The sequence below is a fragment of the Arthrobacter sp. 05T47 genome (assembly GCF_056395825.1).
The window spans coordinates 1-18,220 of the sequence record NZ_JBFTKG010000002.1; the positions used below are offsets into that span (position 1 = coordinate 1).

Consider the following 18,220-nt stretch of genomic DNA (forward strand, 5'->3'; position numbering starts at 1 on the left):
GCCCAGCCCCGGAAGTAGCCGGAGATGGCCCCGACTACCACGCCGATCAGGCCGGCGAGGAGGCCGATCACGAGCATGATGGTGATGGACTGCTGCGCGCCGCGCATGGTCATGGCGAACAGGTCACGGCCGATCCGGTCCTGGCCGAACGGATGTTCGCCCCAGGCCAACGGCCACAATGAGGAGGTGGGTGCGCCGTCGTTGACCAGGGGTGAGACCTGCTCGTGGGTGTACTTCCACCAGCCTGGGATGCCCATGAAGCCCACGGAGGTGAAGGCCAGGATGAAAATGAAGGAGAACACCACGAGGCCGATGATGGCGCCGGAGTGTCCGAGGAACCGCTTTCGGACGATCTGGCCCTGGCTGAGGCCCTTGGCCTCGAGGACCGGYTCAATGCCGGCCGCGGGCGATGTCCGCGAGGCTGCATCTTCGGCCATGATGACTTCCTGCTGRCTTGGCTGGCTCATGATTTTACCCTTACGCGCGGATCCAGTGCGGAGTAGGCCAGGTCCGCGATGAGGTTGAARACCATGGCCGTGATGGCGACGCAGATGAAGACGCCCATGACCGGGTTGGGATCGACGTGCGCGATCCCGTCCAGGAACAGGAAGCCCATRCCGCGGACCGAGAAGACGGTTTCGGTRATGACGGCACCGCCGATCAATGCTCCGATGTCGAAGGCGACGATCGTGGCGATCGGGATCAGGGCGTTGCGGAAGGCGTGGCGCATGACRACGGTCCGCTCGCTCAGGCCCTTGGCCCGGGCCGTGCGGATGTAGTCCATGTTCATGATTTCCAGCATCGAGGAGCGGGTGAACCGAGTGTAGCTGGCCAGCGAAATRAGGATCAGGGCCACGGTSGGCAGGATCAGGTGGGTAAASGAGTCGAGGCTCAGAACCCAGAAGTCACCSTCAATGTTCGGTGTAGTGGCACCGATGGTGGCGATGGGGCGGCCCCGCACACGGCTGTTGTTGAAGTAGGTCGGCCAGGCCTGCATGTACCGGTCCAGCAGAATCAGGAACCCGACCAGGAACGAGGTGATGGCTGCCGCCCGCATGGACTGCCCGCGGTCATAACCGCCCACCAGGTAGCCGATGCCCACGCCGATCAGGACAAAGGCGACCGCCAGCAGCACGATCATGATGAACGTGGCCTCRTTMAGCARCGGCTGGAGGACGAAGTACAGAACGACGCCGACGCCGACGGCGATGAGGGCCGAGTGCAGGGCCTTGCGGTTTTTCAGTCCGGCGGAGAGCAGKGTCACGGCGAAGGCGATGCCGGCGCCGGCGATGGCGATGACCACAGGGCCCAGCCCCGGCGTCTTGAACCACTCRGTGGCGGAGAAGTAGATGAGCACCGCGGTGACGAAGGCGAAGGCRACCCCGCCGGCCAGGAGCCGGCGRCGCATCGCTCCRCCCACCGCCACGGCTGTCACMGCGCCGACGACGACGSCGATGCCGAGCGCCGTCGTCAGCGGCACGTCGGGGTTTCGCAGGAAGTTRTTGAAGCCGATGGCGCCGAATTCCTTGAGCAGGACGGCGACCCAGAAGATCGGCAGGGAGAAGAACAGGAAGGCCATGAACGTGACACCGTAGTCCAGGGTGCTGTACTGCCGCAGGGCGGTGACGATGCCCAGGGTGATGCCGACAAGGATGGCGAGCACGGTGGCCGCGGTGACCAGGGTCAGGGTCTGGACGAGCGCGAAGCCGAGGGCCTCGGTGACGGGCTGGCCGGCGATGTTTTTCCCGAGGTCACAGGAGTTGGCGAACGGGATGAGGCACTGGACCGCGCCGCCGAACCATTTGAAATACCGMAGCGGGGCGGGGGTGTCCAGCTGCAGGAGCTCGGTCCTCGAATCGATGAGCTGCTGCTTCTGCGGCGAGTTGTTGGCGCGGAATTCCTCCAGGGGATCGCCGGACGCCGCTGTCAGGAGATACACGAAGTAGGACGCACCGAGAAGAATGAGGGCGGCAGTCACAAGCCGCCGGAAGATGTAGGTCACCATTGGAATAGAACCTCGGAATTCGGGCCCGGGGATTGCCCGGACCGGTCGCGGAGTTTGGCCGGTTCCCGCCGATGTGGCGGCGGGACCACGGCATCGCCAGGATATCGCCAGAAAGGCGTCGGGACCGAAGAACAGTGGTCCCGACGCCTTTCCAGCAGTGTTACTTAGGGTCGCGGGCTACTTCTGTGCCCATTCCCAGAAGTTCCACCAAACGCCGGTCTGGTTCGGCATGTACTTCACACCGGTGACGCGGTCGCTGTACGCGTCCACGCCAACCGACTGGAACAGCGGAAGGCCGTAGGCAGAATCCCAGATCTTCTTGTCGATCTGCGCAACGAGGCCGTCCTGCTTGCTCTTGTCGGTGGTGACAATCAGTTCGTCCATCAGCTTGTCGGCTTCGGGATCGCTGAACTGGTTGAAGTTGGAGTCGTTGCCGGACTTGAAGATCTGCGGAACGCCGGAGACACCGACGCCGGAGTTGCTCCAGCCGAAGATGGTGGCGTCGTAGCTGCCGTTTCCGAGKGCCTTGCCCCAGTCAGACTTGCCGAGGCCGCCGTCGACGATCTTGAAGCCGGCCTTGGTGGCGGACTCGCTGATCAGGGAGTAGGCGTCAACACGGTTGGGGTTGTCCTTGTTGTACATGATGCGAACTTCGGGGGTGGCACCGTTGAGGAGCTTCTTGGCGCCGTCGATGTCCACGCCCTGGTAGGCGGAGGAACCGTTGTTCTTGACGGAGTCGGCGTACGGCGCCTGGTCCGGCACGAACAGCTGGGAGTCAAGCGGTGCAGCCTTCGGATCAAGCTTCTTGACGATCTTGTCGACGATGTCCGCACGCGGGACGGCCTTCATGAACGCCTCGCGGACGTTCTTGTCGGCAAACGGGCCCGAGTAGTTCAGGTCGATGTGGTCGTAGGCAAGCTGGTTTCCGACGTCGACCGTCACGCCCTGGCTTTCGAGGGCCTTGAGCTGCTCCACGGTGTCGGCGGATGCCTGCGGGGCGATGATGTCGGCTTCGCCGTTCTTCAGTGCCTGGACCTGGGCCGGGGCCTCACCGATGTAGCGGACGGTGATTTCGTCCAGGTTGGCTTCCGGGCCCCAGTTGTAGTCCTTGTTCTTGACCATGGTCAGGGACTGGTCCTGGTTGACGCTCTTGACGATGAACGGGCCGTTGGAGAGGTAGAGGCTCGGGTCGGCCGGCAGGGTCTTGGTGTCAAAGCCGGTGTTCCACATGTCCGCCATGGCCTTCAGCTGCGCGTTGGCCGGCTTCGGGGCCTTGGAGTCGCCGCGCGGCATGCCCTTGAGCAGGTCGATGAACGCCTTGGTGTCGGCCAGGCCGGCCTTCTTGGCGAGGACGTGGGCCGGGATGTCGATGCCGGGGCCGCCGATGGCGATTTCCCAGTCCGCGAACGGCTTGGAGTACTTCAGCGTCATGCTGCGGCCATCGTCGCCGAGTTCCGGGAAGTCGGTGAGGCCAATGCCGGTGGGGTCACCGGCGTATGAGAAGTAGGACGTTCCGGTCTTCGCGGCCGCATCGGCGTCGTTGTAGTAGCCGGAGAAAGCGGCCCACTGCAGCACAAGGTCGGCTGCGGTGACGGGCGTTCCATCTGACCACTTCACGCCGTCGTTGATGGTGTATTTGACCGTCAGCGGATCGTCAGAGACCTTTTCCATCTTGCCGAACTTCTCGTTGCGGACAACGTTGAGCTTGTTGTCGATGTAGAAGAAGCCCGAGTGGGTGGCGTAACTGATCTTCGAGTTGATGTCAGTGTTTCCGTCAGCCGTGTTCGGGTTGAACGTGTTGAACGCGTTGACCTCTACTACGGTTGCCGATCCGCCTTGCTTGCTTGCTGCGGCCGCAGTGGTCGGGGTTGTCCCGCCGCTGTTGCCTGCGCAGGCGCTGAGGGCGATGGCAGCTGCTGCCGCCACGCCCACTGCTTTGGAAATACGACCCAAGCGCATTCCGCCTCCTTGTTTCTGTGGTGTGGGTGAGACCGGCGCCAAAGGCACCAGACAGACGTCCACACTCCCCCAGCGGCAGTGTGGCCCGTCTCACATGGCATGAAGCGTAATCCCCAAATGCCACTCGGAGCCACCAAAGTTGACTCACTGTAAAGTTCGTTACCGAGCTGCAACATTGGGCAAGTTCCGCAAGGCCAGCTTTCCACAAAAGCGTTGACGGCGGCGTAACAAAAGGATAAAAGAGCCGGACACAGGAAAAGGCCCCGATCCGAAAATCGGGGCCTCCAGTTAATCCTTAATTACTTGGCTGAATTACCGCTCCGCCGGGCGGTGAGCTGTTAGACGTTGAAGCGGAATTCGACCACGTCGCCGTCGGCCATGATGTATTCCTTGCCTTCGATCCTGACCTTGCCGCGGGCTTTCGCCTCAGCCATGGAGCCGGCCTCGATGAGGTCGTCGAACGAGACGACCTCGGCCTTGATGAAACCGCGCTGGAAATCGGAGTGGATCACGCCGGCCGCCTGCGGGGCGGTGTCGCCCTGGCGGATGGTCCATGCACGGGTTTCCTTGGGGCCGGCCGTGAGGTAGGTCTGCAGTCCCAAGGTGTGGAAGCCGACGCGGGCCAGCTGGTCCAGCCCGGATTCATCCTGGCCGTTCATTTCCAGCATTTCGCGGGCTTCCGCCTCGTCGAGCTCGACCAGGTCGGACTCGAGCTTGGCGTCCAGGAAGATGGCGTCAGCCGGGGCCACGAGGGCACGCAGTTCAGCCTGCTTCTCCGGGTTGCCGAGGATTCCCTCGTCGGCGTTGAAGACGTAGATGAAGGGCTTGGCCGTCAGCAGGCCGAGTTCCTTGAGGTGCTCCATCTCCAGCTTGTCGCTCTTGATGGAGGAGAAAATGGTGTCGCCGCGTTCCAGCACGGCCTGCGCCGCCAGTATGGCTGCCAGCTCGGCCGCCTCCCGCTTCTTGATCTTTACTTCTTTTTCGATCCTGGGGATGGCTTTTTCGATCGTCTGCAGATCGGCCAGGATCAGTTCGGTGTTGATTGTCTCCATGTCGGAGCTGGGATCGACCTTGCCGTCGACGTGGATGACGTCCGGGTCATCGAACACGCGCACAACCTGGGCGATGGCCTCGGCCTCGCGGATGTTGGCGAGGAACTGGTTGCCCAGGCCTTCGCCCTCGGAGGCGCCCTTGACGATGCCTGCGATGTCCACGAAGGACACGGCGGCGGGCAGCAGGCGCGCGGAGCCGAAGATGCCGGCGAGCTTTTCGAGCCGGGCGTCCGGCAGGTTCACGACGCCGATGTTGGGCTCGATCGTGGCGAACGGGTAGTTCGCCGCGAGGACCTGGTTGCGGGTCAGTGCGTTGAAAAGGGTTGATTTGCCGACGTTGGGCAGTCCGACGATGCCAATAGTAAGTGCCACGAGCATATATTCTACCCGCACCCGCGGGAGATCTTTGCGGCGGCCGGCACGGACCGGCGCGCAGGCCGGCGCCCAGACCTGTGCGCGGCCCTGTGCGCGGCCGGCAAGCAGGGCAGCGGCCGGAGCGTCGGCCCTTGCGTGTTCGGCGCGCTCCCGGGCGTCGAAGCCAAAACTGTCACAGGGGCATGCCAGAGTGAAGCCATGGATGCTTTTGCACTGATTCTCGCCCTGCTCATGTTGCTCACGGGCGCCGTTGCCGGCGCCGGGGCCGTCTATGTCCTGCTCCGCCGGCAAAATGTGGCCGTGGAACACGACTTCGACGCCGTCTCGGCCCGGCTGTCCGAGGTCAGCGCCCAATTCGCCGCCGCCGACGCCGAGAGGCGCCTTCTCGCGGCCCAGAACAGGGAGCTGGGCGAGTCACGGAACCAGGACGGCAGTGTGCTCCGGGCGCTGGCTCCGGTGGCGGAGAAACTTACGGCGGTGCAGCAACAGGTGTCGCTGCTCGAACGCGACCGGCTGGAACAGTACGGACAGCTCGCCCAGCAGCTGCAGGAGGCCCGGCTGTCCGACGAGCAGCTGCTGCGGTCCACCCATGCGCTGGAGTCCGCCCTGCGCTCCAACAGCGCCCGCGGGCAGTGGGGGGAGGTCCAGCTGCGCCGGGTGGTCGAGGCGGCAGGCATGCTGCGGCATGTGGATTTCCACGAACAGGTCCACAGCGGGCAGGCCCACGGCGCCGGCCCCGACGGCAGCCTCCGGCCCGACCTCGTGGTCCAGCTGCCCGGTGACAAGCAGCTCGTTGTCGACGCGAAGGTTCCCCTGGCTTCGTATCTGGCTGCCCAGGACCTTGGCGCAGCGCAGGCAGGCCAGCCGTCATCCCAGCTGCCCGGCAGCCAGCAGGTGCACTTGGCCGCCCATGCCAAGGCCCTCAAGGCCCACGTGGACGCGCTGGGCAGCAAGAAGTACTGGGACATCCCCGGCAATTCGCCGGAGCTGGTGGTTTGCTTCCTGCCGGCGGAGTCCATCCTGGCGGCCGCCCTCTCGGCGGACCCGGCACTGCTGGATTACGCGCTGTCCAAGAGCGTGGTCCTGGCTTCCCCCGGCACCTTGCTGGCGGTGCTCAAGTCGGTGGCGTTCACGTGGCGCCAGGACGTGCTGACGGACAGCGCCCGGGAACTCTTCGAGCTCGCGCGGCAGCTCTACGACCGGATGGGTACCCTCGGCGAGAACGTCACCAAGCTGGGGTCCTCGCTGAAGACCTCGGTGGAGCGGTACAACTCGATGGTCGGGACCCTGGAGGCCAGGGTCCTGCCCACAGCGAGGAAGCTCAACGCCCTGGAAGCCGCCGGCCTGGCCACTCCCCCAGCAGTCGAGGTGGCGCCGCGGGCGGTCGCGGCCCCGGAGCTGCAATCCCGTGACGAGACCGAAGAGTCCGCGGCCTAGGACTGATCAGGTCCGACGGTTCTGTGCACGGGGCTGTTCTGTGCACGGGGCTGTTCAGTGCACAGGGCTGTTCAGTGCACGGGCTGAACCGGCCGAGGACGGTTCAGCCCCTACGACTGTTGACTAGGACTGTTCCGGGCGGGTGCCGCGGCCGCCGAGGGCGCGCGTGACGTCGCCGGCCTGCTTCAGGGTGGCCCGGAGCTCCTTGGGCAGGGAGAACAGGAGGTCTTCCTCGGCGGTGACGACTTCCTCTACGGATCCGTAGCCATAGTCGGCCAGCAGCCGGAGCACGTCCTTGACAAGCACTTCGGGGACGGAGGCCCCGGAGGTCACGCCCACGGTGGCCACGCCTTCGAACCAGGCCTCATCGACCTCGTTGGCGAAGTCCACCCGGTAGGAGGCCTTCGCGCCGTATTCCAAGGCGACCTCCACAAGGCGGACGGAATTCGATGAGTTGGCGGAACCCACAACGATCACGAGGTCCGCCTGGGGCGAGATCTTCTTGATGGCCACCTGGCGGTTGGTGGTGGCGTAGCAGATGTCGTCGCTGGGCGGGTCCTGCAGGGTGGGGAACCGCTCCTTGAGGAGCCGGACGGTCTCCATGGTTTCGTCCACGCTGAGGGTTGTCTGCGAGAGCCAGATGACCTTCTCCGGGTCGCGGACCGTGACCTTGTCCACCTCGTGCGGGCCGTTGATGATCTGGATGTGTTCGGGGGCCTCGCCGGCGGTGCCTTCGACTTCCTCATGGCCGTCGTGGCCGATCAGCAGGATGTCGAAGTCGTCCTTGGCGAAGCGTACGGCTTCGCGGTGCACCTTGGTGACAAGCGGGCAGGTCGCGTCAATGGTGCGCAGGCCGCGGTCCTCGGCGGACTGGACGACGGCGGGCGAGACGCCGTGCGCGGAAAAGATCACGAGGGCGCCCTCGGGGACCTCGTCGGTTTCGTCGACGAAGATGGCCCCCTTCTCTTCAAGGGAGCTGACCACGTGGACGTTGTGCACGATCTGCTTGCGGACGTAGACCGGCGGGCCGTAGTGCTCCAGGGCTTTTTCCACCGCGATGACTGCACGGTCAACGCCGGCACAGTAGCCGCGCGGGGCCGCGAGCAGGACCTTTTTCGGTCCGGCGACGGGGGCCGCCGCCAGGACGTCTTCCGGTGAACGCCGTCGGCGCGGTACGGATGGCATCGGAACGGAAACAGCGGTGGTGGTCATGCTCCCATGCTACCGGTGTTCAATGTTGGCCCTTTTGCGGCCCCCGAGAACGCGGACAGCAAGTCCGGCGACCAGCAGGGCACCGCCCGCCACGGCGGTCGCGGCAATCCACTGGCCGAAGCTGGCCGAGCATGCGGCGACAAATTCGTTCTTGAAGAGCTCCGCCACATCGTTGCCGCTCGAGGTCCGGGCGACGGCGGCCCCGGCGGCATCGCCGGCCAGCTTCCACGCACCGGCAAGCACCAGCGCACCAAGGCCCATGCCGGCCAGGACGGTCCACCGGCGTCGGGCCGCGACAAAGGCCAGGGCGAAAGCGATGGCCGCGCCGACGGCAACGGCGTACCCCATCGGGGCGTAGACGGTGACACGTTCAATCCACTGGCGCTGGTCGGACTGCCCGATATGGATCAGCACCTGTCCGGGGGCCTCCAGCGGAAGGGTGGTCGCGTCGGCGACTTGCTTGGCCACAAGCCCGGCAAGCGGCGCGACATCGAGGGTGAGCGAAGAGGTGCCATCGACCTCCGGCGGCAGCGTGCTGGGGTCGGCGAACGTGAGGCGGTGGCTCTTGCGCAGGGTTTCAGCCCAGGCCTCCGAGTAGCCGGGCAGTCCCGTCAGTGACTGGGCCGCTTTGTCCAGGACCGGGCGTGCCAACTCCGTCAAGGCTTCGGGGATGCCGGCGCTGGAGGCCACGCCGGCGACGGCGGCCCTGGCCAGCCGCTGCTGGAAGGCCGGGTCCTTGCCCAGCGGCGCGGTCAGCGCCACGAAGCCCTCTTCCTGGACGATGTTCCGGTCCACCCACATGGCTGGAACCGCGACGGCGGTCATCACGAGCCCGATGAGGACGGCGGCGGCGGAGACAAAAGTGCGCAAAGGATTCCTAGGAGGTTGATGGCGTCCCTCCCATCCTAGGACGGGTCCGGGCGCGGCCATAAAGTCGGGCCCCGGTGGTAGAGCTATGGATAGAGTTGAAAGTGACAACTTCCGGCTGCCGGCCGGCACCCACCCGCCGCAAAAGCGGGGCCGCCGGCAGTCCCCCCAACAAGGGCACGCAGCAAAGGACACGCACACATATGCACAGGGCCCCCTACAAGGCACTCCCGCAGGCACTCCGGGCCATGGAACCCTCGCATGCCTGAGGACGCGGCGGCCACGACACTGCCGGCCACCGCAGCTGAAACCAGCCCGGACAACCCGTGGCCGCTGCAGTTGCTGTCCCAGAAGCTCAAGATGCACATCGACCGCGCACCCTCGGCATGGATTGAGGGGCAGGTGATCGAGCTGAACCGGCGCGGCAGCAACGCCTACCTGACGCTGCGGGACATCGACGCCGAAATCTCGCTGCCGGCGTCGGTCTGGACCACCGTTCTGGACCGTCAGGCCGCTCCRCTGGAACGCGGTTCCCGGGTTGTGGCATTGATCAAGGCCGAATTTTGGCTCAAGACGGGCCGCCTGAACATGTCCGTGAAGGACATCCGTCCCGTGGGGCTCGGCGACCTCCTCGCGCGGATCGAACGGCTGCGCCAGGCCCTCGCCGCCGAAGGGCTCTTTGCCGATTCCCGCAAAAAGCGGCTTCCGCTGCTCCCGCACCGGATCGGCCTGATCACCGGGCGGGACTCTGACGCCAAGAAGGATGTGCTGCGCAACGCTGCCCTCCGCTGGCCGGCCGTCGAATTCGAGATCCGCGAGGTCGCCGTCCAAGGCAACACCGCCGTAGCCCAGATGGTCGCGGCATTGCGGGAGCTTGATGCCCACCCCGTCGTCGATGTCATCGTCATTGCCCGCGGCGGAGGCGCGCTCGAGGACCTGTTGCCGTTCAGCAGCGAGGAGCTCATCCGGGCCGTCTCGGACGCTTCCACCCCCGTGGTGAGTGCGATCGGGCACGAAGCGGACCGGCCCATCCTCGACGACGTCGCAGACCTCAGGGCCTCGACGCCCACCGATGCCGCGAAGAGGATCGTTCCTGATGTCGCGGAAGAGCTCGTCCGGGTCCGGCAGGCACGTGACCAGCTCAGGCGCGGGGTTACCCGGCTCGTCGAGCGCGAGGGCGACCGGCTGGCATCCTTGCGCTCCCGCCCGGTGCTGCTCTCCCCCGACGTCATGATCACCCACCGCCACGACGACGTTGAAAGGTTCAAGGGCCGTGCGCATGCGGCCATCAGTACGGCCGTCGTCCGGGCCGCGGACCAGCTGGTCCACCTCAAGGCGCAGGTGCGCGCGCTCTCGCCGCAGAAAACGCTGGATCGAGGCTACGCCGTGGTCCAGCTCGCCGGCGATGGAACAGCCGCGGCGACGCACCGGGACGTGGTGCGGCACCCTTCGCAGGCGCCCGCAGGCACGGACCTCACGGTACGGGTGGCAGGCGGCCGGTTCACCGCCCAGTCCACGGGCGGCCAGGAGCCGGCCGAGGAGTGACCCGGCGGACACGCCTAACCACTGCAGGAAAAGACATTGCGGAAGCAGAGACCGCACCAACCAAGGAGCACGCACATGGCAGCAGAATCAATCCCCAACGCCGACATCGAGGCCCTCAGCTACGAGGACGCCCGCGAGCAGCTCGTCGCCGTGGTCGGCAAGCTGGAGGCCGGCGGCGCCAGCCTGGAGGAATCCCTCGCACTCTGGGAGCGCGGCGAGGCATTGGCCAAGCGCTGCGAACAATGGCTCGAAGGCGCCCGCAAGCGGCTCGCCGCGGCCCGGGACCACGCCGCCGAAAAGAGCTAGGCACCAGCCCTGCAAAGACGGCTGTCACCGGCCCTCTAAAAGCGCAGTTCAGGAGCGCTGGACCAGTTCGCGCTCCATGTCAAGGTCCATGTCCGGAACCGGCCATTGGAGATTCATGCCTTCGAGTGCTTCCAGGAGGAGTTGCTGCACGGCGATGCGGGCGTACCACTTCTTGTTAGCCGGGACGACGTGCCAGGGCGCGTGCTCGGAGCTGGTCTGCTCGAACGCGGCCTGGTAAGCGTCCATGTAGTCGCCCCAGAAGGCCCGTTCCTTAAGGTCGTTGCTGCTGTACTTCCACCTCTTGGCTGGATCCTCCAGACGGGCGAGCAGCCGTTCCTGCTGCTCGCCGCGGCTGATGTGCAGCATGACCTTGACGATCTTCGTTCCGGCGGCCGTCTGCCGGGCCTCGAATTCGTTGATGGCSCGGTAGCGGCGCTCCAGTTCCTYGGCGTCSGCCCAGCGGTGCACCCGGTGGATCAGSACATCCTCATAGTGGGAGCGGTCAAAGACGCCCACCATGCCGGCAGCGGGCACTTCCTTTTCGATCCGCCAGAGGAAGTCGTAGGACTGCTCCTCGGGGGTGGGCGCCTTGAACGACTTCAGCTGCACGCCCTGGGGATTCATCTGGCCCATCACATGGTTGACGATTCCGCCCTTGCCCGCGGTGTCCATCGCCTGCAGGACCAGCAGCACACGCTTCTTCCCGCCGGTCCGGGACTCAGCGAAGAGCTGCTCCTGCAGTTGCGTCAGCTTGCCGTCGAGTTCACTGAGCAGCTTTTCCCCGGCAGCCTTGTCACCGTCGTAGCCCGGTGTGGAGCCGGGGTCGACGTCCTGGAGGCTGAACTTCTTCCCTGTCTTCAGGGTTTCGGAAGGGTGTTCGTCGAAGTCCACGACATCTGCCATCAAAGCCTCTTTCCGGTTTGGGCAGTCCGCCTGCCGGGCGTTCGACCAGCAGCGCTGCTGAGACGAAGCCTAGTTCCCTTTGTATCGGCTCAGGAAGTCCGCCATCCGGTTGATTGCTTCCTCGAGGTCCTTGACGTTTGGCAGTGTCACCATCCGGAAGTGGTCCGGCCGGACCCAGTTGAACGCCCGGCCGTGGGAGAGCAGGATCTTCTGTTCGCGGAGCAGGTCCAGCACGAATTTCTCGTCGTCGCGGATGTGAAAGACCTCGGGGTCCAGCTTCGGGAACAGGTACATGGCCCCGCGGGCCTGCTGCGTGCTGACGCCCGGGATGGCGTTGAGCATGTCGTAGGCCTTGTTCCGCTGCTCCAGGAGGCGTCCGCCGGGCAGGATCAGGTCGTTGATGCTCTGGTAGCCGCCGAGGGCAGTCTGGATGGCGTGCTGGGCCGGCACGTTGGCGCACAGGCGCATGTTGGCCAGCAGGTTGATGCCCTCAAGATAGTCCGCGGCGTCTTTTTTCGGCCCGGAGATGGCCATCCAGCCGGCCCGGAATCCGCACACCCGGTACGCCTTGGAGAGTCCGCTGAAGGTCAGGCACAGGACGTCGTCGCCGGTGAGGGCGGCGAGGTTCACGTGCACCGCGTCTTCGTACAGGATCTTCTCGTAGATTTCGTCGGCGAAGAGCACCAGGCCGTGCTTCTCGGCGAGGGCGACGATCTTTTTCAGTGTGGATTCCGGGTACACCGCGCCGGTGGGGTTGTTGGGGTTGATGATCACGATGCCCTTGGTGCGCGGGGTGATCTTCGCTTCCATGTCCTCGAGGTCGGGCTGCCAGCCGGTTTCCTCGTCGCAGAGGTAGTGCACGGGCTTGCCGCCGGCGAGGGCAACCGAGGCCGTCCATAGCGGGTAGTCCGGGGTGGGGATCAGGACCTCGTCGCCGCCGTCGAGCAGGGCCATGAGCGACATGGTGATCAGTTCGCTGACACCGTTGCCGAGATAGATGTCATCCACGTGGATGTTCTGGATCCCGCGGGTCTGGTAGTACTGCGAGACGGCGGTGCGGGCCGAGAAAATGCCGCGCGAGTCGCTGTAGCCCTGGGCATGCGGCAGGTGGCGGATCATGTCCACCAAAATGGCGTCCGGCGCTTCAAACCCGAAAGGGGCCGGGTTACCGATGTTCAGTTTGAGGATCCGGTGACCCTCCGCCTCCATCTGCTGGGCGGCCTGAAGAATCGGTCCACGGATGTCGTAAAGGACATTATGAAGCTTGGTGGACTGCTTGAATTCTGCCATTCATCAAATATGCCATATGGCGGATGTACTTCCGTTGAGACATGACTCACACGCTGACCGGGCAGTAACAACAACGACGCCGGCGTCCGGGCTGTGGGCCCGGACACCGGCGTCGGTGGCAGCCAAACGGTTGCAGTCAGTCGTCGGCAGTCAAAAGTCTCGCTACTGCTTGACGATGCCCTTTTCCTTCAGCCACGCGTCTGCGGCATCCTTCGGGTTCTGCTTCTGGCTGCCGCTCACGGCACGGTTGAGGTTGATGAGGTCTTCGGTGGTGAGGACCTTGGACACGGAGTTGAGGGCTTCCTTCGCCTTGTCCGTCATCTTGGCCGTGTTGTACAGCGGCAGCACCTGCTGGGCGATGAAGTTGTTCTTCGGATCCTCCAGCACCACGAGGTCGTTGTCCGGGATGGAGGGGGTGGTGGTGTAGATGTCTGCGACCTGGACCTGGTCAGAGAGCAGTGCCTTAAGCGTGACGGCGCCGCCGCCGTCGCTGAACGGTTCGAGCTTCTTCGGCACGCAGTTGTAGTTCTTCGCCAGCCCGGGCAGCCCGTAGGCGCGCTCGGCGAAGGTCGCCGGGGCGCCAATCACGAGATCGCCGCATACCTTGGCCATGTCCTCGATGGACTTCAGCTGGTGCTTTTCGGCGGTGGCCTTCGTGACCACCATGGCGTCCTTGTCCTCGGCCTTGGAGGCGTCCAGCACGGCCAGGCCCTGTGGGAGCTTGGTGGGGAGGGCCTTTGCGATGTCCTCTGCGGAGACCTCGGTGGCGTCCTTGTTTACGTACAGCAGGAGGTTGCCGCTGTAGTCGGGAACGACGTCCACGGAGCCGTCCTGGACTGCTTTGATGTAGACCTCGCGCGAGCCGATGTTCGGCTTGGTGCTGGCGGTGACACCCGCGGCGTTCAGGGCGCCGGCGTAGACCTCTGCCAGGATCTGGCTCTCCGGGAAATCGGCGGAACCGATCACCAGGGCGCCGCCGGAACCGGAGGCGGCACCGCTGCTGGCCGGGGCCGAGCTGAGCGGGTTGGATGAGCCTCCGCAGGCGGACAGGGCCATGGCCAGTCCGACGCCGGCGGCCACGGCGCCGAATGCGCGCCTGCCGAGGGCTGGTGGGCGGGATTCCTTCATGACGTACCTCCTTGAACAACAGTCCCCGCGAGTACGGGATCTGTGAGATCAACCGCAGCCTGCTGGCTGCGGTTTGGCTGTGACGAGGCGCCCCGTGACAGGAACAGCCTCTGAATCAGGGCAAGGACAAGGTCGACGGCGATGGCGAGGGCCGCGATCAGCAGTGAGCCGCCCAGCATCTGCGGGAAGTCCGAAAGCGCGAGCCCGTCGAACAGGTAGCGGCCCAGGCCGCCCAGGTTGATGTAGGCGACCACGGAGACCGTGGCAATCACCTGGAGCACCCCGGTCCGGAAGCCGCCGTACATCACGGGCAGCGCGTTGGGGAATTCCGCCCGGAACAGGACCTGCCATTCGGTCATGCCCATGGCGCGGGCGGCGTCCACCACATTGCGGTCCACACTGGAGATCCCGGCGTAGGTGCCGGCCAGCAGGGGCGGCACCGTGAGGATCACCAGGGCCCAGATCGGCGGCATCAGGCCGATGCCGGCGAGCAGCACGAACAGCGTGAGCAGGCCGAGCGTGGGCAGGGCCCGCAGCGCGCCGGCGAGTGCCACGATGGCAACCCGCCCGCGGCCGGTGTGCCCGACGTACAGGCCGATGGGGACGGCGATGGCCGTGGCGATCACCATCACCAGGCCCGTGTAGAACAGGTGTTCGGCCAGCCGGGTGGGTATTCCGGCGCTGCCGGACCAGTTCGCCGGATCGGTGAGCCAGGCAAAGGTGTCCGTGACGACATTGCTCATGCGTTTGCCCCTCCGGTCTTGGGACGCGAAAGCCGCATCGCCGCGGCAGGGGCACCCGTCTTGTCCTGGCCGGCGTCCGAATCGGCACCGGCACCCTTGGCCCCCGCCGCGCGGGTCCAGGGAGTCAGCAGCCATTCGAGAAGGMCCAGGATGGAGTCCATCAGCAGCGCGAGGATCAGGATGGCGATGATGCCCACCACCACTTCGGTGACGAAATCGCGTTGCAGCCCAGAGGTGAAGAGCATTCCGAGGTTGCCGATGCCGAGGAGCGCCGCGACGCTGACCAGCGAGATGTTGCTGACCGAGACCACTCGCAGCCCGGCGAACATGACCGGCAGGGACAGCGGCAGGTCGATCTGCATGAAGCGGGCGAAGGGTTTGAAACCCATGGCGACGGCGGCCTGCCGCAGGTCCTCGTCCACCGAGTCAAAGGCATCCAGCGCGGCGCGCACCAGCAGGGCGACCGCGTAGATGGTCAGGGCCACGACCACGTTGACGGGATCCAGGATCCGGGTTCCGATGATGGTGGGCAGGATGATGAAAAGCGCAAGGGACGGGATCGTGTAGAGCAGCGAGGAGCCTGTGAGCACCGTGGACCGAAGCCCCCGGTTCTGCCGGGCGAGCTGGGCCAGCGGGACCGCGATGAGGATCCCGAACACCATCGGCAGGATGGCCAGGATCAGATGCTGGCCGGCGAGGCTGAAGACCTGTGCGCTGTTGGCCAGGAACCACTGCATCAGAGCCCCCTGTGCCGGATGCTGCGGTCAGACTCGATCACGGCGAGGACTTCGGAGGCCGCGATGACGCCGGCCACCCGGCCGTCGTCGTCCACGGCGACGCCGAGACCGGACGGGGAGGACAGCGCCGCGTCCAGGGCCCGGCGGAGCGTGTCCCCCTTGCGGAACAGGGAGCCGCCGGGAACCATCGCCGGACCGGCACCGGTGGCAGTGCCGGGCCCGGCCCAGCCGAGGGGGCGCAGCGTGTCATCGACCACCAGCTGCCATTCATCGGAGCTCCCCTCCTGCTGGAGCAGTTCGGATGTGACCGTCCGGACGGGGTGGATGGTGACGCCGTCGGAGGGGCTGAAGGCCAGGTGCCGGAATCCGCGGTCGCGGCCCACGAAGGCGGCCACGAACTCGTTTGCCGGAGCCCGCAGGATCTCCGCGGGGGCGGCGTATTGCGCCAGTTTGCCGCCGACGGCGAAGACGGCAACTTTGTCGCCCAGGACGGTGGCCTCGTCGATGTCGTGGGTGACGAAGACGATCGTCTTTGCCAGGTCATGCTGGAGCCGGAGCAGCTCTTTCTGGAGTTCGTCGCGGACCACAGGGTCCACGGCACTGAAGGGCTCATCCATGAGCAGCACGGGAGGATCGGCCGCGAGCGCCCGGGCCACGCCGACGCGCTGCTGCTGGCCGCCCGAGAGCTGAGACGGGTACCGCTTGCCGAGCGAGGAAGCCAGCCCGACGACGTCGAGCAGTTCCTGGGCGCGCTTGCGGGCTTCGGTTTTGGATACCCCGTTCAGCCGGGGAACGGTGGCGATGTTGTCCAGCACCGAGCGGTGCGGCATCAGCCCGGAGGACTGCATGACGTAACCCATGGACCGCCGCAGCTGCGCGGCGGGCACCGAGGTGACGTCGGCGCCGTCGACGGTGATGACGCCGGAGGTGGGCTCCACCATGCGGTTGATCATCCGCAGGGAGGTGGTTTTTCCGCAGCCGGAGGGTCCCACGAACACGGTGATGGCGCCCTTGTCGATGGACATGGTCAGCCCGTCGACGGCGGGCTGGCCACCCTGGTACTGCTTCGTGACGTTCTGGAACTCGATCATGGCTTCGGCCATTTCCGGGCTTACCTAACTGTTGGTGGCAACATCGACAGGGACCAGCCAACTTCATCAGTGTGCTGGCCATAAAGCAGTTAGCACTTAGACTAACCAGCACTCATGACAATGTCATGGAAATGCAGTCAGCGGCGCCGCGGCTCCCGTAAGGCTTCGGAAGCACAACGAATCCGGATGGGTGCCACGCCGAAAATGCCTCCGGCGCGGCACCCGGAGCGTTGGGGCAGCGCCGGTTGCCTCAGCGGGGCCGCTGCCGGCCGTTCTTGGCCCCGCTCTTGCCTTTGCCGTTGCCGCCCTTGCCGCTGTTCTTGCCGTGGCCCGGACCGTTTTCGTGGTTTTCCCGTTCGGCTGCCCGCTGGCTCTTGCCCGCCACCGCGATTTTTTGGTGCCATTCGCGCTGGTAGGCCCGCCGGGCCGCCGCGTCATGGCGGCGGGCCAGGGCGGCGAGCTCGCGCTGCAGCTTCAGGTAGCTGGCCCACCGGCGGTCATCCAGGACGCCGTCGGCGAGTGCGGCCTGGACGGCACAGCCGGGTTCCCCGCCGTGGGCGCAGTCGGAGAACCGGCAGTGGCCGAAGAGTTCTTCGAGGTCGCCGAACATTTCTTCCATGCCTTCCTCGGCGTCGAAGATCCCGAAGCCGCGCACCCCCGGGGTGTCCATCAGGACGGCACCGCCGGGCAGGGGAACCAGTTCGCGGGAGGTGGTGGTGTGCCTGCCCTTTCCGTCGCCGGCGCGGACTGCCCCGGTCTCCTGGGCCTGGACCCCGGCGAGYGCATTGATGAGCGTGGACTTGCCGGCACCCGATGGTCCCAGCAGCACCAGSGTGCCGCCGGGCGGCAGATGGCCCAGCACTTCGTCSAGGCCGTCGCCKTWYTCGGCGGAGGTGGTGACGAYGTCRACGCCGGCYGCCTGGCGCACGACCGTCCCCACGACGTCGTCCGCGAGATCCGCGAGATCCGCCTTCGTGATGATCACGAGCGGTTTGGCGCCGGAGTCCCACGCGGCAACCAGCGTCCGTTCCAGGCGGTTGTGCGTGAGCGGCCGGTCCACGGGGACGACGATGCCGACGACGTCCATGTTGGCGCCAAGGACCTGCGCCTCGGAGGAGGACTCGAAGGCACGCTTCCGGCTCAGCTCCGAGTGGCGCGGCAGGATGCCTACGATGGCGGGCTCCCCCGCCGCATTCGAACCCAGCCAGACCCAGTCCCCGGTGGCGGGAAGGTCCCCTCCGCGAGGGTAGGGCAGGTGGGCGGTCCGGTCGCAGTCGGCCACCAGGACAAGGTTGCGGTCTACCCGGATGACGCGGCCCGGGCGGTGGCCCCCCGACACGGGATGGGCCGCGAACCGCTCCGCGATTCCGGCCGTGTAGCCGTAACGGACAGGGCCGGCGGGGCTGTCCTCATAGGCGGATCCTTCAGGGGAAAGCCCTTCAAGGGAAGATGCGGAATCAGTGGACTGGGCGCTGCGGGCGCCCTGGGATGCAGCATGAATGATCAACGAAAACCCTTTGATGGGGCCCCGTGGTGCGGCGCAGATACGCTGCGGGCGGCGTGTGCCGCG

General features: G+C 65.9%; 15 protein-coding genes and 1 pseudogene. 3 read left to right on the forward strand and 13 right to left on the reverse strand.

All coding sequences use genetic code 11. From position 1 onward, the window contains the following. The 4 genes and pseudogenes from AC1DEY_RS02080 to ychF all read right to left on the reverse strand — a co-directional run. Positions 1 to 467, reverse strand: a pseudogene (locus tag AC1DEY_RS02080) (ABC transporter permease); the annotation flags it as partial. Next, entirely contained in the window at positions 464 to 2,005 is a 1,542-nt protein-coding gene (locus tag AC1DEY_RS02085; RefSeq protein WP_476866573.1) for an ABC transporter permease, read from the reverse strand. The gene AC1DEY_RS02085 and the pseudogene AC1DEY_RS02080, both read right to left, overlap by 4 nt. Positions 2,006 to 2,182: 177 nt before the next feature. Next, entirely contained in the window at positions 2,183 to 3,964 is a 1,782-nt protein-coding gene (locus tag AC1DEY_RS02090) for an ABC transporter family substrate-binding protein (RefSeq protein ID WP_441407323.1), read from the reverse strand. 338 nt (positions 3,965 to 4,302) lie between these two features. Beyond that, entirely contained in the window at positions 4,303 to 5,388 is a 1,086-nt protein-coding gene (gene ychF, locus AC1DEY_RS02095) for a redox-regulated ATPase YchF (RefSeq protein WP_441407322.1), read from the reverse strand. Positions 5,389 to 5,589: 201 nt separating this feature from the next. Between ychF and AC1DEY_RS02100 the strand changes: the two genes are divergently transcribed. After that, entirely contained in the window at positions 5,590 to 6,828 is a 1,239-nt protein-coding gene (locus tag AC1DEY_RS02100) for a DNA recombination protein RmuC (protein ID WP_476866574.1), read from the forward strand. Between the two features lie 123 nt (positions 6,829 to 6,951). On the opposite strand, the gene AC1DEY_RS02105 is transcribed toward AC1DEY_RS02100, so the two are convergent. Both AC1DEY_RS02105 and AC1DEY_RS02110 read right to left on the reverse strand, forming a co-directional pair. Further along, positions 6,952 to 8,040, reverse strand: a complete 1,089-nt coding sequence (locus tag AC1DEY_RS02105) for a 4-hydroxy-3-methylbut-2-enyl diphosphate reductase (RefSeq protein ID WP_441407320.1) — start codon at positions 8,038 to 8,040, stop codon at positions 6,952 to 6,954. A 9-nt stretch (positions 8,041 to 8,049) separates the two neighbouring features. After that, positions 8,050 to 8,910: a hypothetical protein gene (locus AC1DEY_RS02110; RefSeq protein ID WP_476866575.1), complete on the reverse strand. Its 861-nt coding sequence runs from the start codon at positions 8,908 to 8,910 to the stop codon at positions 8,050 to 8,052. 258 nt (positions 8,911 to 9,168) lie between these two features. On the opposite strand from AC1DEY_RS02110, the gene xseA reads away from it, so the two are divergent. Together xseA and AC1DEY_RS02120 are read left to right on the forward strand one after the other, a co-directional pair. After that, entirely contained in the window at positions 9,169 to 10,452 is a 1,284-nt protein-coding gene (xseA, locus tag AC1DEY_RS02115; protein WP_476866576.1) for an exodeoxyribonuclease VII large subunit, read from the forward strand. A gap of 75 nt (positions 10,453 to 10,527) precedes the next feature. Beyond that, positions 10,528 to 10,758: an exodeoxyribonuclease VII small subunit gene (locus AC1DEY_RS02120; protein WP_441407317.1), complete on the forward strand. Its 231-nt coding sequence runs from the start codon at positions 10,528 to 10,530 to the stop codon at positions 10,756 to 10,758. Between the two features lie 48 nt (positions 10,759 to 10,806). On the opposite strand, the gene AC1DEY_RS02125 is transcribed toward AC1DEY_RS02120, so the two are convergent. The 7 genes from AC1DEY_RS02125 to rsgA form a co-directional block, all read right to left on the reverse strand. Then, complete coding sequence (locus AC1DEY_RS02125; protein ID WP_476866577.1) at positions 10,807 to 11,661, reverse strand: polyphosphate kinase 2 family protein; 855 nt, start codon at positions 11,659 to 11,661, stop codon at positions 10,807 to 10,809. A 69-nt stretch (positions 11,662 to 11,730) separates the two neighbouring features. Then, complete coding sequence (locus AC1DEY_RS02130; RefSeq protein ID WP_441407315.1) at positions 11,731 to 12,951, reverse strand: pyridoxal phosphate-dependent aminotransferase; 1,221 nt, start codon at positions 12,949 to 12,951, stop codon at positions 11,731 to 11,733. A gap of 162 nt (positions 12,952 to 13,113) precedes the next feature. Beyond that, entirely contained in the window at positions 13,114 to 14,079 is a 966-nt protein-coding gene (locus tag AC1DEY_RS02135; RefSeq protein WP_441407314.1) for an ABC transporter substrate-binding protein, read from the reverse strand. Continuing rightward, on the reverse strand, positions 14,076 to 14,822 hold the full coding sequence (locus AC1DEY_RS02140; RefSeq protein WP_476866578.1) for an ABC transporter permease: 747 nt from the start codon (positions 14,820 to 14,822) through the stop codon (positions 14,076 to 14,078). Before AC1DEY_RS02140 ends, AC1DEY_RS02135 begins: the two co-directional genes overlap by 4 nt. Continuing rightward, on the reverse strand, positions 14,819 to 15,559 hold the full coding sequence (locus AC1DEY_RS02145; RefSeq protein ID WP_476866579.1) for an ABC transporter permease: 741 nt from the start codon (positions 15,557 to 15,559) through the stop codon (positions 14,819 to 14,821). The genes AC1DEY_RS02140 and AC1DEY_RS02145 overlap by 4 nt, the downstream gene beginning before the upstream one ends. Beyond that, a complete protein-coding gene (locus AC1DEY_RS02150) occupies positions 15,559 to 16,662 on the reverse strand; it encodes an ABC transporter ATP-binding protein (RefSeq protein WP_476866580.1) in 1,104 nt (367 codons plus the stop codon). The genes AC1DEY_RS02145 and AC1DEY_RS02150 overlap by 1 nt, the downstream gene beginning before the upstream one ends. Before the next feature lie 238 nt (positions 16,663 to 16,900). Then, positions 16,901 to 18,016, reverse strand: coding sequence for a ribosome small subunit-dependent GTPase A (gene rsgA, locus AC1DEY_RS02155; RefSeq protein WP_476866812.1), 1,116 nt, complete (start codon positions 18,014 to 18,016; stop codon positions 16,901 to 16,903). Positions 18,017 to 18,220 lie beyond the last annotated feature (204 nt).

What these genes read in the sequence shown, in the direction of transcription:
- AC1DEY_RS02140 (WP_476866578.1), bottom strand. Translation starts at nt 14,822, where the DNA reads ATGAGCAATGTCGTCACGGACACCTTTGCCTGGCTCACCGATCCGGCG.
- AC1DEY_RS02105 (WP_441407320.1), bottom strand. Translation starts at nt 8,040, where the DNA reads ATGACCACCACCGCTGTTTCCGTTCCGATGCCATCCGTACCGCGCCGA.
- AC1DEY_RS02135 (WP_441407314.1), bottom strand. Translation starts at nt 14,079, where the DNA reads ATGAAGGAATCCCGCCCACCAGCCCTCGGCAGGCGCGCATTCGGCGCC.
- AC1DEY_RS02120 (WP_441407317.1), top strand. Translation starts at nt 10,528, where the DNA reads ATGGCAGCAGAATCAATCCCCAACGCCGACATCGAGGCCCTCAGCTAC.
- AC1DEY_RS02150 (WP_476866580.1), bottom strand. Translation starts at nt 16,662, where the DNA reads ATGGCCGAAGCCATGATCGAGTTCCAGAACGTCACGAAGCAGTACCAG.
- AC1DEY_RS02100 (WP_476866574.1), top strand. Translation starts at nt 5,590, where the DNA reads ATGGATGCTTTTGCACTGATTCTCGCCCTGCTCATGTTGCTCACGGGC.
- AC1DEY_RS02130 (WP_441407315.1), bottom strand. Translation starts at nt 12,951, where the DNA reads ATGGCAGAATTCAAGCAGTCCACCAAGCTTCATAATGTCCTTTACGAC.